This is a genomic window from Saccharopolyspora rosea (assembly GCF_025643595.1).
In the GTDB taxonomy this organism is placed as follows: domain Bacteria; phylum Actinomycetota; class Actinomycetes; order Mycobacteriales; family Pseudonocardiaceae; genus Saccharopolyspora; species Saccharopolyspora rosea.
The window spans coordinates 1,218,624-1,232,124 of record NZ_CP102826.1; the positions used below are offsets into that span (position 1 = coordinate 1,218,624).

The 13,501-nt window shown below is 71.3% G+C and carries 17 protein-coding genes; 14 read left to right on the forward strand and 3 right to left on the reverse strand.

Translation table 11 applies throughout. The annotated features are described in order from the left end of the window. Window positions 1–98 precede the first annotated feature (98 nt). The 8 genes from NV263_RS05940 to NV263_RS05975 all read left to right on the forward strand — a co-directional run bounded on the left by NV263_RS05940 (window position 99) and on the right by NV263_RS05975 (window position 6,197). Window positions 99–464 (forward strand): histidine triad nucleotide-binding protein, encoded by a 366-nt coding sequence (locus NV263_RS05940; RefSeq protein ID WP_263251545.1) that lies wholly within the window; start codon window positions 99–101, stop codon window positions 462–464. A 144-nt stretch (window positions 465–608) separates the two neighbouring features. Next, on the forward strand, window positions 609–1,667 hold the full coding sequence (locus NV263_RS05945; protein WP_263251546.1) for a PhoH family protein: 1,059 nt from the start codon (window positions 609–611) through the stop codon (window positions 1,665–1,667). Then, entirely contained in the window at window positions 1,664–2,230 is a 567-nt protein-coding gene (ybeY, locus tag NV263_RS05950; RefSeq protein ID WP_263251547.1) for an rRNA maturation RNase YbeY, read from the forward strand. Before NV263_RS05945 ends, ybeY begins: the two co-directional genes overlap by 4 nt. Before the next feature lie 17 nt (window positions 2,231–2,247). Beyond that, the gene (locus tag NV263_RS05955; RefSeq protein WP_263254079.1) at window positions 2,248–3,567 is read left to right on the forward strand and encodes a hemolysin family protein; all 1,320 of its coding nucleotides are present in this window, start codon (window positions 2,248–2,250) and stop codon (window positions 3,565–3,567) included. After that, window positions 3,560–3,925: a cytidine deaminase gene (locus NV263_RS05960; RefSeq protein WP_263251548.1), complete on the forward strand. Its 366-nt coding sequence runs from the start codon at window positions 3,560–3,562 to the stop codon at window positions 3,923–3,925. Before NV263_RS05955 ends, NV263_RS05960 begins: the two co-directional genes overlap by 8 nt. Before the next feature lie 58 nt (window positions 3,926–3,983). Next, window positions 3,984–4,892, forward strand: coding sequence for a GTPase Era (gene era, locus NV263_RS05965; protein WP_263251549.1), 909 nt, complete (start codon window positions 3,984–3,986; stop codon window positions 4,890–4,892). Window positions 4,893–5,022: 130 nt separating this feature from the next. Then, window positions 5,023–5,769, forward strand: a complete 747-nt coding sequence (locus NV263_RS05970) for an RDD family protein (RefSeq protein WP_263251550.1) — start codon at window positions 5,023–5,025, stop codon at window positions 5,767–5,769. Continuing rightward, window positions 5,769–6,197: a DUF2752 domain-containing protein gene (locus NV263_RS05975; protein WP_263251551.1), complete on the forward strand. Its 429-nt coding sequence runs from the start codon at window positions 5,769–5,771 to the stop codon at window positions 6,195–6,197. The genes NV263_RS05970 and NV263_RS05975 overlap by 1 nt, the downstream gene beginning before the upstream one ends. A 4-nt stretch (window positions 6,198–6,201) precedes the next feature. Here the strand turns inward: NV263_RS05975 and NV263_RS05980 are convergent, their stop codons facing one another. Continuing rightward, the gene (locus NV263_RS05980; protein ID WP_263251552.1) at window positions 6,202–6,585 is read right to left on the reverse strand and encodes a DUF4190 domain-containing protein; all 384 of its coding nucleotides are present in this window, start codon (window positions 6,583–6,585) and stop codon (window positions 6,202–6,204) included. Window positions 6,586–6,701: 116 nt separating this feature from the next. Between NV263_RS05980 and recO the strand changes: the two genes are divergently transcribed. The 5 genes from recO to NV263_RS06005 all read left to right on the forward strand — a co-directional run bounded on the left by recO (window position 6,702) and on the right by NV263_RS06005 (window position 10,933). Next, window positions 6,702–7,499 carry a DNA repair protein RecO gene (gene recO / locus NV263_RS05985; RefSeq protein ID WP_263251553.1) on the forward strand — a complete coding sequence of 266 codons (798 nt, stop codon included), beginning with the start codon at window positions 6,702–6,704 and terminating at the stop codon, window positions 7,497–7,499. An 84-nt stretch (window positions 7,500–7,583) separates the two neighbouring features. After that, complete coding sequence (locus NV263_RS05990) at window positions 7,584–8,423, forward strand: isoprenyl transferase (RefSeq protein ID WP_263251554.1); 840 nt, start codon at window positions 7,584–7,586, stop codon at window positions 8,421–8,423. Further along, window positions 8,420–8,842 (forward strand): hypothetical protein, encoded by a 423-nt coding sequence (locus tag NV263_RS05995; protein WP_263251555.1) that lies wholly within the window; start codon window positions 8,420–8,422, stop codon window positions 8,840–8,842. Before NV263_RS05990 ends, NV263_RS05995 begins: the two co-directional genes overlap by 4 nt. A 373-nt stretch (window positions 8,843–9,215) precedes the next feature. Further along, window positions 9,216–10,226, forward strand: coding sequence for a permease (locus tag NV263_RS06000; protein ID WP_263251556.1), 1,011 nt, complete (start codon window positions 9,216–9,218; stop codon window positions 10,224–10,226). Next, entirely contained in the window at window positions 10,226–10,933 is a 708-nt protein-coding gene (locus NV263_RS06005) for a TIGR03943 family putative permease subunit (RefSeq protein WP_263251557.1), read from the forward strand. Before NV263_RS06000 ends, NV263_RS06005 begins: the two co-directional genes overlap by 1 nt. A gap of 4 nt (window positions 10,934–10,937) precedes the next feature. On the opposite strand, the gene NV263_RS06010 is transcribed toward NV263_RS06005, so the two are convergent. Further along, window positions 10,938–11,363 (reverse strand): Fur family transcriptional regulator, encoded by a 426-nt coding sequence (locus tag NV263_RS06010; RefSeq protein WP_263251558.1) that lies wholly within the window; start codon window positions 11,361–11,363, stop codon window positions 10,938–10,940. Continuing rightward, window positions 11,360–11,842 carry an ArsR/SmtB family transcription factor gene (locus NV263_RS06015; protein ID WP_263251559.1) on the reverse strand — a complete coding sequence of 161 codons (483 nt, stop codon included), beginning with the start codon at window positions 11,840–11,842 and terminating at the stop codon, window positions 11,360–11,362. The genes NV263_RS06010 and NV263_RS06015 overlap by 4 nt, the downstream gene beginning before the upstream one ends. 208 nt (window positions 11,843–12,050) lie before the next feature. On the opposite strand from NV263_RS06015, the gene NV263_RS06020 reads away from it, so the two are divergent. Further along, the gene (locus tag NV263_RS06020; protein ID WP_263251560.1) at window positions 12,051–13,436 is read left to right on the forward strand and encodes a glycine--tRNA ligase; all 1,386 of its coding nucleotides are present in this window, start codon (window positions 12,051–12,053) and stop codon (window positions 13,434–13,436) included. Window positions 13,437–13,501: the final 65 nt, after the last annotated feature.

Here is a 13,501-nt window from a genome sequence, read left to right on the forward strand (position 1 = left end):
GAGCCGTGCCGCAGCCGGGTAACCCCCAGGCCCGGCTGCGGTGCGGCATCACCTCGGCGCCGATCATGCGCGAACCTCGTTCGGGATAGCCTTCGGGCATGAGCGACATGGACTCCCTGTTCCTGCGGATCATCGCCCGCGAGGTGCCCGCCGACGTGGTGCGCGAGAACGAGCGGGTGATCGCGATCCGCGACATCAACCCGCAGGCGCCCACCCACGTGCTCGTGGTGCCCAAGAAGCGCTACCGCAACGCCGCCGAACTCGCCGCGGCCGACCCGCAGCTGCTCGCCGAGCTGGTCACCGTGGCCCACGAGATCGCCGAGGCGGAGGGCATCGCCGAGTCCGGCTACCGGCTGCTGTTCAACACCAATGCCGACGCCGGGCAGACGATCTTCCACGTGCACCTGCACCTGCTCGGCGGTGAGCCGCTCGGCGGCCTCGCCGGCGGCCCGATCAAGGGCTGAAGCGCCGCGTCGCGCCGGGACCGCCCGGTCCCGGCCTGCGTGCCGTCGTGACGGCAATCGCATTGCCGGGTGTTCTACCATCGACGACAGGGAGAACTGACCGAACGACCCGCGCGAGAGCGCAGAAAGCAGGCCCGAACACACGTGGCCGGAATTGCAGCGGGTGGAGCCGCCGCCCGATCCGGAGAGCACTCCCAGACCGCCCAGGCGAAGGTGACCGTTCCCGACGACGTGGTGCTGACCCTGGTCGGCTCCCGGGACGAGAACCTCCGGGTCGCCGAGGAACTGCTCACCGCCGATGTCCATGTCCGCGGCAACGAGGTGACGTTGTCCGGTGGAACCGCCGAGGTGGCCTTCGCCGAACGGGTCTTCGCCGAGCTGATCGCGCTGGTCACCAAGGGAGCCCAGCTCACCCCGGACGCCGTGCGGCGCAGCGTGGCGATGCTGAGCACCGACCACGACGAATCCCCGGCGGACGTGCTGAGCCTGGACATCGTCTCGCGGCGCGGCCGCACGATCCGCCCGAAAACCCTGAACCAGAAGCGCTACGTCGACGCCATCGACCACCACACCGTGGTGTTCGGGATCGGTCCTGCCGGTACCGGCAAGACCTACCTGGCGATGGCCAAGGCCGTGCAGGCGCTGCAGGCCAAGCAGGTCAACCGGATCATCCTCACCCGTCCCGCGGTGGAGGCGGGCGAGCGCCTCGGGTTCCTGCCCGGCAGCCTCTACGAGAAGATCGACCCGTACCTGCGGCCGCTGTACGACGCGCTGCACGACATGGTCGATCCGGAGTCGGTGCCGCGGCTGACCCAGTCGGGCACGATCGAGATCGCGCCGCTGGCCTACATGCGCGGGCGCACCCTCAACGACGCGTTCATCATCCTCGACGAGGCGCAGAACACCACGCCCGAGCAGATGAAGATGTTCCTGACCCGGCTGGGCTTCGGCTCCAAGATCGTGGTCACCGGCGACGTCACGCAGATCGACCTGCCCGGTGGTCAGCGCAGCGGGTTGAAGATGGTGCAGGAGATCCTCGCCGACGTCGACGACGTGCACTTCTCCCAGCTGGACAGCCACGACGTGGTGCGGCACCGCCTGGTCACCGACATCGTCAACGCCTACGACCGGTGGCACGCGCAGGAGGACCAGGCGCGCGAGGACGGCGGCAGGCGCAACGGGCAGCGACGAGGACGGGCATGAGCATCGAGATCGCCAACGAATCCGGAATCGAGGTGCCCGAGGCGTCGATCGTCTCGGTCGCCCGCTTCGCGCTCGACAAGATGAGCGTCAGCCAGCTCGCCGAGCTGTCCATCGTGCTGGTGGAACTCGACGTGATGGCCGATCTGCACGAGCGGTGGATGGACCTGCCGGGCCCCACCGACGTCATGGCGTTCCCGATGGACGAGTACGACTCCGCGCGCCGCCCCGACTCGGCCGGGTCCGGGCCGGCGCTGCTCGGCGACATCGTGCTCTGCCCCGCGTTCGCCAAGGACCAGGCCCGCAAGGCCGGGCACAGCCTGCTCGACGAGCTGCACCTGCTCACCGTGCACGGCGTGCTGCACCTGCTCGGCTACGACCACGCCGAGCCGGAGGAGGAACGCGAGATGTTCGGCCTGCAGAACCGCATCCTGGCCGACTTCCGCGCCGCCAAGGCGGAGGCCGACCGGGTGGCCGCGCAGCGCAGCGCCGATTCCCGGGTGCTGGGCGCGGTGGGTCTGGACGAGCCGGGGACGCCCCCGGGCGGCTCGGCCGGCACGCACTGAAGGAGTCCGCAGCGGTGTTGACCGGTTCCGCCGCTTTCCTGGTGTGGGCGGTGTTGCTGGTGTTGGCCGCCGGGGTGTTCGCCGCGTCCGAGGCGGCGATCGCGACGGCCTCCCGGGCCCGGGTGGACGAACTCGTTCGCGAGGGGCGGTCCGGGGCGCGGCAGCTGTCGCTGCTGCTGGCCGACCGCCCGCGGCACGTCAACCTGCTCCTGCTGCTGCGCCTGGCCTGCGAGATGGGCGCCACGGTGCTGGTCACGGTCGTGGCCGTCCGCGAGTCCAACTCCGAGGTGTGGGCGGTGGTCATCGCCGGGCTGGTCATGCTGGTCGCCTCGTACGTGCTGGTCGGGGTCGGTCCGCGCACCGTCGGCCGGCAGCACCCGTACGGCGTGGGGCTCACGGTCGCCGCGCCGGTGCGGGTGCTGGCCCGGTTGCTCAACCCGCTGACCCGGCTGCTGATCCTGGTCGGGAACCTGATCACCCCCGGGCGCGGCTTCCGCGAGGGGCCGTTCTCCACCGAGGTCGAGCTGCGCGAGCTGGTCGACCTGGCCGGTGAGCGCGGAGTGGTCGCCGCGGGCGAGCGCGAGATGATCCACTCGGTGTTCGAGCTCGGCGACACCCTGGCCCGCGAGGTCATGGTGCCGCGGACCGAGATCATCTGGATCGAGCGCACCAAGACCGCGCGGCAGGCGCTCGCGCTGTGCCTGCGGTCCGGGTTCTCCCGGATCCCCGTGATCGGCGAGAGCGTCGACGACATCGTGGGCGTGGTCACGCTCAAGGACCTGGCCCGGGTGGTGCTCGACAGCGGCGGTCCCGGTCCGGCGGTGGGCGAACTGATGCGCCCGGCGAGCTTCGTCCCCGACACCAAGCGCCTCGACGAGCTGCTCAAGGAGATGCAGCTGTCCCGCAGCCACCTGGCCATCGCCGTCGACGAGTACGGCGGCACCGCCGGCCTGCTGACCATCGAGGACATCCTGGAGGAGATCGTCGGCGAGATCACCGACGAGTCCGATCTGGAGGAGCACCGGCCGATCGAGTGGCTGTCCGACGGCACCGTCCGGGTCAGCTCCCGGCTGCCGGTGGAGGACCTCGGCGAGCTGTTCGGCGTCGAACTCGACGACTCCGACGTCGAGACGGTCGGCGGGCTGCTGGCGCAACGCCTCGGCCGGGTGCCGCTGCCCGGCGCGGAAGCCGAGATCGACGGGCTCCGGCTGCGCGCCGAGGGCGGCAAGGACCACCGCGGGCGGATCCGCATCAACGCGCTGCTCGTCCGCCGGGTGAACGCAGAGCAAGCACCGCTGGGCGGTGCCGACCAGGAAGGGAACAACATCCGTGGCTGAGCACGTCGAAGTGGCCGCCCCCGCCGAACTCGACCCCGAGGACGCCAAGATCGTCACACTGGCGCGGTCGACGCGGGCCCGCACCGGGGCCGCCGAGGGCGCCGCGGTGCGCGACACCGACGGCCGCACCTACGCGGCGTGCACGGTCGCCCTGCCGTCGCTGCGGTTGTCCGCCCTGCAGGCCGCGGTGGCGGCGGCCGTCGCCAGCGGCGCGGAGGGGCTGGAGGCCGCGGCGGTCGTCACCGACGCCGACGCGGTCGACGCGGACTCGGTGGCCGCGGTGCGCGACCTCGGCGCGAGCGCCCCGGTGCTGCGCGCGGACGCGCGGGGCGAGGTCGCCGGAGTCGTCGGAGCGTGACGGGCCTCGCCGTCCGCCCGGCGCACCCCGGGCGGACGGCGACCGTCACAATGGAGCCGTGACCAGCTCCGCAGATGCCCACCGCTCCGGTTTCGCCTGTTTCGTCGGCCGCCCCAACGCGGGCAAGTCCACGCTGACGAACAGCCTGGTCGGCTCGAAGGTGGCGATCACCTCCAGCAAGCCGCAGACCACCCGGCACGCGATCCGCGGCATCCTGCACCGCCCGGACGCCCAGCTGGTCGTGGTGGACACCCCCGGTCTGCACCGGCCGCGCACGCTGCTCGGCCGTCGGCTCAACGAACTCGTCCACGAGACGTGGTCGGAGGTCGACGTGGTCGGGTTCTGCGTGCCCGCCGATCAGAAGATCGGGCCGGGGGACCGGTTCATCGCCGAACAACTGGCCAAGGTCGCCCGCCGCACCCCGGTGATCGGGATCGTCACCAAGACCGACCTGGTGGGCAAGCAGCGGGTCGCCGAGCAGCTGCTGGCGTTGCAGCAGGTGATGGACTTCGCCGAGCTCGTCCCGGTGTCGGCGGTCGACTCGTTCCAGGTCGACGTGCTCGCGGACCTGCTGGTCGCGCAGCTGCCGGAGGGGCCCCAGCTGTACCCGGAGGGCGACCTGACCGACGAGCCGGAGACGACGCTCATCGCCGAGCTGATCCGGGAGGCCGCGCTGGAGGGCGTGCGCGACGAACTGCCGCACTCGCTGGCCGTCACGATCGAGGAGATGCTGCCGCGCGAGGACCGCGACGACCTGATCGACGTGCACGCGGTGGTCTACGTCGAACGGCAGAGCCAGAAGGCGATCGTCATCGGCCGCGGCGGGGAGCGGTTGCGCGAGGTCGGTTCGCAGGCCCGTCGGCACATCCAGGCGCTGCTGGGCAGCAAGATCTACCTCGACCTGCACGTCAAGGTCGCCAAGGACTGGCAGCAGGACCCGAAGCAGCTGCGCAAGCTGGGGTTCTAGATCACACCCGGGCCTGGATTTCACCAAACCGCCTTCGCGCCCCGGGTGTCTCGGGTACGTTCCAGCGCGGTCTTCGCCCAGGCGAGGACGTGCGCAGTCGTGATACCGGGACACCTCGAAGGAACGAACAGTGACGAACCCCTATGGCCCGCCTTCCGGCCCCCAGCCGCAGCAGCCCTACGGCCAACAGCCGGGTGGGTACGGACCGCAGTCGGGGCCGATGCCGCAGCAGCCCGGGTACTCCGGTGGCTACCCGCCGGCCGCTCCGCCGCCCTCGCAGGGCTACGGCGCCTACCCGCCGGGGATGCACCCGTTCGGACGGCTGGCGAACTGGGGGTACCGGGCCTTGGGGTACCTCCTCGACGTGTTCGTGCCCTGCATCGTGTTCACCGTCGTCATGGCGATCGTCGGCGGAGTCGGTGGCGGGATCGCGGCCAGCGCGAACAGCGGCGGCGGCGTCGCGGTCGTGGTCATCATCGACATCGTGCTGTACATCGCGATGGCCGTGTTCATGATCTGGAATCTGTGCTACCGCCGCGGCACTACGGGACAGACCTTCGGCCAGCAGGTCGTGAAGATCAAGACCATCAGCGAGGAGTCCGGCCAGCCGATCGGGTTCGGTGGCGCCTTCGCCCGCCAGCTCTGCCACATCCTCGACGGCCTGGCGTGCGACATCGGGTGGCTGTTCCCGCTGTGGGACGAGAAGCGGCAGACCTTCGCCGACAAGATCATGAAGACCGTCGTCGTCCACGTCGACGACCTGCCGCCGGGTGGCGGTTACCCGCAGCAGGGCTACCCCCAGCAGGGCTACCCGCAGCCGGGGTACCCCCAGCAGCCCGGATATCCGCAGCAGCCGGGCGGCTACCCGCAGCAGTGATGAGCTCGGCCGTGCGCGGCGTGCTGACCTTCCCTTTCCGACGGCTCCCGCAGACCACCAGCATGGTCGTGACCACGGGAGCCGTCGGTCTGGTCCTGGGCACCGGCATCGTGCCGGTGCCCTGCCCGTTCAGGCTGATCACCGGGCTGGACTGCCCGTTCTGCGGCGGAAGCCGAATGATCGGAGCGTTGCTCCGCGGCGACGTCGTGCAAGCGTGGCACCTGAACGCCTTCGCGCTGGTTCTCCTGGTCCCGCTGGCGGCCGTCGTGGTGGGCGCAGCAGCCGCGCACGAACTCGGCTGCGTCGACCGGCGCTGGCCGAGCGGACGGGCGGGCCGCGCGCTGACGTTCGCCCTGGTCGGGTCGTTGGTCGTCTGGACGGTGCTGCGCAACCTGCCGTTCGGGCCGTTCCCGGCGCTGCGGGCGTGAACCGTCAGTGCAGCTGGCCGTTCGCCCCGAGGACCACGATCGAGATCATGAAGGCGACGTACATCAGCCAACCGGCGATGATGACCCAGCCGATGATCAGACCCGCCAACGCGATGCCCGCGCCGTCGTAACGCGGGTCCTCCCTGATGCGCTTGCGGGCCATGTGTCCGGTGATCACGGCGGCGATCGCCGTCAGCACGCAGAAGGACCCCACCAGGGAGAGGATCAGCGACGCCGTCGCGAGCGAGTGGGTCTGCCGGAATCCCGCGTACGGGTAGCCGCCGGCGGTCGGGTACGCGGGCGGCGGGGGCGGCATGTTCGGCGGGTAGCTCGGCGGGCCGGCGGGCTGAGGCTGGTTGCCGAAGGGGGGTTGGTTCGGGTTGGTCATGGAGTCCTTCCGTGATCAGGCCGCGGCCATTGTCCCTTCGACGAACGGCCTCGGGCGGCGGTTTCGCCGAATCGGCCAGCAGCACCGGAGCGCTCCGGAGGTGAGACCATGACCGGGTGAGCCTCTACCGGGATACGGCCGTCGTGCTGCGGGTGCAGAAACTGGGTGAGGCCGACCGGATCATCACGCTGCTGACCCGTCGGTACGGCAAGGTGCGCGCGGTCGCCAAGGGCGTGCGCCGCACCACGTCCCGGTTCGGTGCGCGGGTGGAGCCGTTCTCGCACGTCGACGCGCAGCTGTACACCGGGCGGACGCTCGACGTGATCACCCAGGTGCAGACCGTCGACGCGTTCGCCGCGCACATCGTGGACGACTACCAGCGCTACACCGCGGCCTGCGCCGTGCTGGAGACGGTCGACCGGATCGCCGCCGAGGAGGGCGAACCGGTGCTGCGGCTGTACCTGCTGGCGGTCGGCGCGCTGCGCGCCCTGGCCGGGCGCGAACGCGACCCGTCGCAGGTGCTGGACGCGTTCCTGCTGCGCGCCATGTCGTTCGCGGGCTGGGCCCCGGCGCTCGCCGAGTGCGCGCGCTGCGGTCGTCCCGGACCGCACGCGGCGTTCAACATCCAGGCGGGCGGCGCGGTGTGCGCGCACTGCTGCCCGGCCGGTTCGGTGCGGCCCGGCGCGCGGACGCTGCCGCTGATGGAGGCCCTGCTGCACGGCGACTGGGCGGAGGCGGAGGAGGCGGTGACATCGGTGCGCCGGGAGGCCAGCGGTTTGGTCGCGGCGCACCTGCAGTGGCACATGGAACGGCAGTTGCGGTCGTTGCCGCTGGTCGAGCGGACGGTTCCGGAAGCCGTCCGGGAGCGCGCGGAGCTGCCCGCCGCGAGCGCCCTGGCCGCCGAGGACGCCTGATCCGGCCTACCACTGAACGGGTGACCGGAGCGGGTGAGGAGAATGGGCAGCCGACTGCCAGCGGGTGACAAGGAGAACCGACCTATGCTGCGCCGCCGTGAGCGGGCCAGGACCGACCCGGCCGTGCGTCCGCCGGACCCGCACTCCAGCGGGGAAGCACCGCCAGCGCTGCCGCCGGAACTGGTGCCCAACCACGTCGCCGTCGTGATGGACGGCAACGGGCGCTGGGCGAACCAGCGCGGTCTGCCGCGCATCGAGGGGCACAAGCGCGGCGAGGCCGTCGTGCTGGAGCTGGCCCGCGGTGCCATCGAGCTCGGGGTGAAGTGGTTGTCGCTGTTCGCCTTCTCCACCGAGAACTGGAAGCGCAGCCCGGAGGAGGTCCGCTTCCTCATGGGCTTCAACCGGGACGTGATCCGCCGCCGCGTCGACGAGCTCGACGCGCTGGGCGTGCGGGTGCGCTGGGCCGGGCGCCGCCCGAAGCTGTGGCGCAGCGTGGTCAAGGAGTTGCAGGCGGCCGAAGTCCGCACCCGCGACAACGACGTCATGAACCTCACCATGTGCGTCAACTACGGCGGGCGGGCCGAGGTCGGCGACGCCGCGCGGCAGATCGCCCGGCTGGCGGCGGAGGGAAAGATCAACCCGGAACGGGTCGACGAGCGCACCGTGGCCCGCTACCTGTACCAGCCGGAGATGCCGGACGTGGACCTGTTCATCCGGCCGTCGGGCGAGATGCGGACGTCGAACTTCCTGCTCTGGCAGTCCGCCTACGCCGAACTGGTCTTCCAGGACACGCTGTTCCCCGATGTGGACCGGCGCCACCTGTGGCGCGCGTGCGAGCAGTACGCCCGCCGGGACCGCCGGTTCGGCGGGGCCATCGACCGCGCGGTCGACGACCGCGAGAAAGCTCAGGAGAGCACCTCATGACCCAGGAGGCCGCGACCACCGCGCGATTGATGACCGCGGCGAAGGAAGCGCTGGAGACCTACCACGACGTGCACGTCGACGACGACGGCGCGCTGACCTTCCGGCACGCCGAAGTCCCCTGCGCGGTGCAGGCCATGCAGCTGGCCGAGGGCCTGACCGTGCTGAGCCTGACCTGCGTGGTCGCCTGGGACCTGCCCGCCGGTGCCGAGCTGGCCCAGTCGGTCGCCGAACGCGCCGGTCAGGGCCTGTTCGGCACGCTCGGCGTGGTCCGCACCGACCGCGGCACGGACGTCACGCTCCGGTACGCGTTCCCGGCCGAGGGCATGGAACCCGCGCCGCTGGGGACCCTGCTGATGCTCGTGGTGGCCACCGCCTCGCAGCTGCGCAACGAGCTCCTGGGCTTCCCGGAGGACGGCTAGGGAGTGCTTCAGAAGTGCTTTGCGTGGCGGTGCCGGTGGCGGAACCTCAGCGGCCGTCTCGACTGCGGAAGCCCCTCCTTTTGTATGCCCAATACACGGCGTCGGGGCTGTCCTCGCGAGGCGACCGCTGAGAACCCGCGGCGGTGCCGGTTGCTTGCGTACTCACCGAAAGAGAAAGCGGCTGACGCCGCTTATAAAACACGCGCTAGGAGCTGCCCGGGGCGAGTGCGCGGGCGTGCCGGTGGCTGCTTCACTCGTTGGTGTGAAGTGCCGGTGTGTCCGCCCGGTTGGGTGAGCTGGGGTTTCCGGCCGGGTCCGATGCGGTCGGCTGCTGCTGCGAACGATTATCAGTTCGCGCTGGCACGATGATCGGGTGACCGAGATCGCCACCGAGCCCCGCCGCGTCCGCCCCCGGCGCACCGTGACCTCCGTCGAGGTGCTGTGCGCGCTGCTGGTGGTCGCGGTCGTCTTCCAGCGACCGCTGGGCGACCTGCTGGATTTCCCCGCGCTGCGGACCGGCGCGACCGTGTTCCTCGCGGTCTGCGTCCAGGCGATGCCGTTCCTGGTGCTCGGTGTGCTGGTCAGCGGGCTCATCGCGGCGTTCGTCCCGCCCGGGGCGCTGCGCCGCCTGCTGCCGGGCCGCACCGCCGCGGCGGTGCCCGTCGCCGGGGTCGCGGGGTTGGCCCTGCCCGGGTGCGAGTGCGCGTCCGTGCCCGTCGCCCGCCGCCTGGTGCAGCAGGGCGTCGCCCCGGCCGCGGCGCTGTCGTTCCTGCTGGCCGCACCCGCGGTGAACCCCGTCGTGCTCGTCGCCACCGCGGTCGCCTTCCCCGGGCAGCCGCGCATGGTGCTGGCGCGGTTCATCGCCTCGCTGCTGACCGCCTGCGCGATGGGCTGGCTGTGGTCGCGGTTCGGCAGACCGGAGTGGCTGGCCGAACGCGCGCTGCGCCGGGTCGAGGCGCAGCACGGCGGCGGCAGCCGCTGGGTGGTGTTCGCCGAATCGGCGCGGCACGACCTGGTGGAGGCCGGGGGGTTCCTGGTGCTGGGCGGTCTGACCTCGGCGGTGTTCAACGTCGCGGTGCCCACCGGCTGGCTGGAGTCCCTCGGCGGGCACCTGGTGCTCGGGGTGCTGGTGTTGGCGGTGCTGGCGGTGGTGCTCGCGCTGTGCAGCGAGGCCGACGCCTTCGTGGTCGCGTCGATGCCGGGGCTGCCGCTGATCCCGAAACTGGTGTTCCTGGTCGTCGGTCCGGCGGTGGACCTCAAGCTCGTCGCGATGCAGTCCGGGGCGTTCGGCCGCCGGTTCGCGGCCCGCTTCGCCCCGGCGACCTTCGTCGTGGCGATCACGTCCGCGCTGGTGGTCGGCGCACTGCTGCTGGGAGGTGCGTGATGCGCCGGGAGACGCAGAACCTGCTGCTGCTCCTGCTCGGAGGGGCGTTGCTGAAGATCGCGCTGGGCGGCACCTACGTGCGCTACGTCAAACCGGGGCTGTTCGGTTGGCTCCTCGCGGCCGGTGCGGTGATGGTGGCGCTCGCCGCGTTCGCCATCGCCCGCGACATCCGGTCAGGAGGGACCGTCGGCCACGAACACCGCACCCGCAGCCCGTGGATGCTGCTGCTGCCGGTGTTCGCGATCTTCCTCGTCGCCCCGCCCGCTCTCGGAGCCGACTCGGTGACCAGGAACCGCGTGGCCGCCGCGCTCCCGCGCCCGGCGGAGTCGCGGTTCCCGCCGCTGCCGCCCGGCCCGGCTCCCGAGCTGAGCATGTCCGAGTTCGTTACCCGCGTCGTCTGGGACGACAGCGGAGTCCTGGACGGTCGGACCGTGCGGCTGCAGGGCTTCGTGGTGCATCCCGCGCCGGGCGCCACGCAGGTGGCCCGGATGCGGATCAGCTGCTGCGCCGCGGACGCGACCCCGGTCGAGGTCGACGTCGCGGGTCCGGCGGCGGCTCGGCTGGCGGACCTGCCCGCGGACACCTGGGTGGAGATCACGGGTGTGCCGCGCCGGGGCACGGCGACCGACGCCAACGGGCACGTCCCGACGCTGGACACCACAGCGGTCCGGCGGGTGCCGGCACCGCGCGACACCTACGAGTACTGACCGGTCAGGACCCCTGGTCGACGCAGTTCGGGCAGGTGCCGATGATCTCGACGGTGTGGCTGACGTCGGAGAAGCCGTGTTCCTGGCCGATGCGTTCGGCCCAGTTCTCCACCGGCGGGTCCGCGACCTCCACGGTCCGGCCGCAGTGGCGGCACACCAGGTGATGGTGGTGGTGCGTGGAGCAGCGGCGGTACACCGCCTCGCCGGAGGGCGTGCGCAGCACGTCGATCTCGCCGGCGTCGGCCAGGGTCTGCAGCGTGCGGTACACGGTGGTCAGACCGATGCCCTCGCCCTGCCGCCGCAGCTGCTCGTGCAGCTCCTGCGCCGAGCGGAAGTCGTCGACCTCGTTGAGCAGCTTGGACACCGCCGCTCGCTGCTTGGTGGCCCGCAGGCCCGGTACACCGGCCGCGGGACGCTCCCCGGTGGTCACGCTGTCTCCGTCTCCTGTCGGCTGCTGTGCGGTGCGATGGGGGCGCTGTCGGCCGCCGGGCGCGATCGACCCGCGGTCTCCTCGGCGTGCGCGGCGGCATCGACCACGATGTGCGCCAGGTGTTCGTCGACGAGGCGGTAGACGACCTCCCGCCCGTGCCGCTCGCCGTGCACGACGCCGGCGGACTTCAGCACCCGGAGGTGCTGGCTGATCAGCGGCTGCGCCACGCCGAGGGCGTCGACCAGCTCGTGCACGCAGCGCTCGGACACCCGCAGCTGCAGCACGATCGCGATGCGCACCGGGGCGGCGAGCGCGCGCAGCAGCTCGCCGGCCTCGACCAGGGTCCGCTGGTCGCGCAGCGGTGCCGGGCGGGAGTCCCGCTCCGGGGAGGGTACGTGCTCGTCGTGCTGGTGGAGCCGCCCGGCACTCGCAGTCGACCGAGCCGGTTCGGCGGCGGAGTCCGGACTCACGGCTGGCATGGGTTCCTTTCCGGCGTACCTGACGCAGGTGCCTGACTGCGGTGCGCTGTGGTTCCCATCCTACGGGTAGGCGCATCCCGGCCGGATGCCCTCGACCGTGCGGTCCGGGCGGCCCGGGCGAACACCCCTCGCGGTGTCATCGGTACGCTGGGAATCTCCAGCCCGACCAGCTGGTTCGACGTATTCAGTGACGTTTTCCGGAGTGAACGTGCCCGCCGATCAGATCGACACGATCGTCAACCTGTGCAAGCGCCGTGGTTTCGTCTACCCGTCCGGCGAGATTTACGGCGGTACCCGGTCGGCCTGGGACTACGGACCGCTCGGCGTCGAGCTCAAGGACAACATCAAGCGGCAGTGGTGGAAGTCGATGGTGCAGGGCCGCGACGACGTCGTCGGCCTGGACTCCTCGGTGATCCTGCCCCGCCAGGTCTGGGAGGCGTCCGGGCACGTCACCGCGTTCCACGATCCCCTGGTCGAGTGCACCTCCTGCCACCGCCGGTTCCGCGCCGACCAGCTCGCGGAGGAGTACACCGAGCGCACCGGCAAGGAGACCACCGAGGACGACTTGTCCGACGTCCCCTGCCCGAACTGCGGCACCCGCGGCCAGTACACCGAGCCGCGGGAGTTCAACATGATGCTCAAGACCTTCCTCGGGCCGGTGGAGAGCGAGGAGGGGATGCACTACCTGCGCCCGGAGACCGCGCAGGGCATCTTCGTCAACTTCGCCAACGTGATGACCACCGCGCGCAAGAAGCCGCCGTTCGGCATCGGCCAGGTGGGCAAGTCGTTCCGCAACGAGATCACGCCGGGCAACTTCATCTTCCGCACCCGCGAGTTCGAGCAGATGGAGATGGAGTTCTTCGTCGAACCGGGCGAGGACGAGCAGTGGCACCAGTACTGGATCGACGAGCGCACCCGCTGGTACACCGACCTCGGCATCGACCCGGACAACCTGCGGCACTACGAGCACCCCAAGGAAAAGCTGTCGCACTACTCCAAGCGCACCGTCGACATCGAGTACCGGTTCCGGTTCGGCGGTCAGGAGTGGGGTGAGCTGGAGGGCATCGCCAACCGCACCGACTTCGACCTGACCACGCACTCCAACCACTCGGGCGTGGACCTGTCGTACTTCGACCAGGCCAGCAACTCCCGCTACCGGCCGTACGTGATCGAACCGGCCGCCGGGGTGGGACGGCCGATGATGGCGTTCCTCGTCGACGCCTACCACGAGGACGAGGCGCCCAACGCCAAGGGCGGTGTGGACAAGCGCACGGTGCTGCGGCTGGACCGCAGGCTCGCGCCGGTGAAGGTCGCGGTGCTGCCGCTGTCGCGCAACGCCGAGCTGTCGCCGAAGGCGCGCGACGTGGCCGCCACCCTGCGCCGGAACTGGAACGTCGACTTCGACGACGCCGGGGCGATCGGCCGCCGCTACCGCCGCCAGGACGAGATCGGCACGCCGTTCTGCGTCACCGTCGACTTCGACTCGCTGTCCGACCACGCGGTCACGGTCCGCGAGCGCGACAGCATGACGCAGGAGCGCGTGGCCATGGACAAGCTGGAGGAGTACCTGGCCGTCCGCTTGCCGGGCTGCTGATCCCGGGCCCGCCGGCACCACCGGTGGCGGCGGGCCGTCCGGCTGGTTGCGGGTCGGTGCGAGCC